General features: G+C 67.8%; 1 pseudogene. It reads right to left on the bottom strand.

Features of this window, described 5'->3' with window-relative positions:
- Nucleotides 1-236, bottom strand: a pseudogene (locus tag EOB49_RS35885) (heavy metal translocating P-type ATPase); the annotation flags it as partial.

The raw sequence follows: 236 nt of genomic DNA, 5'->3' as shown, positions 1-236 counted from the left end.
CGATACCGTAGGCGGCAAGAAGCGCTGCAGCGCAAGCCAGCGTCAGAGCTGCCCGGCGGGTGCGCCACCACGCCTGCCCAGGCTCGGCATGGCCATGATCGTGGCCTTCATGGTCATTGGGGACGTGATCGGCGTGCGCCCTGTCTGAGATCGGCGATGCGTGCGCCTCGGCCTTAACGATGCCGTAGCCCAGCCGCGCCACCTGCCGCAGCACCTTGTCGTCGTTGAGCGAACCG

This window comes from Mesorhizobium sp. M7A.F.Ca.MR.148.00.0.0 (assembly GCF_003997735.1).
In the GTDB taxonomy this organism is placed as follows: Bacteria; Pseudomonadota; Alphaproteobacteria; order Rhizobiales; family Rhizobiaceae; genus Mesorhizobium.
This window is presented reverse-complemented; position numbering and strand designations above follow the sequence as displayed.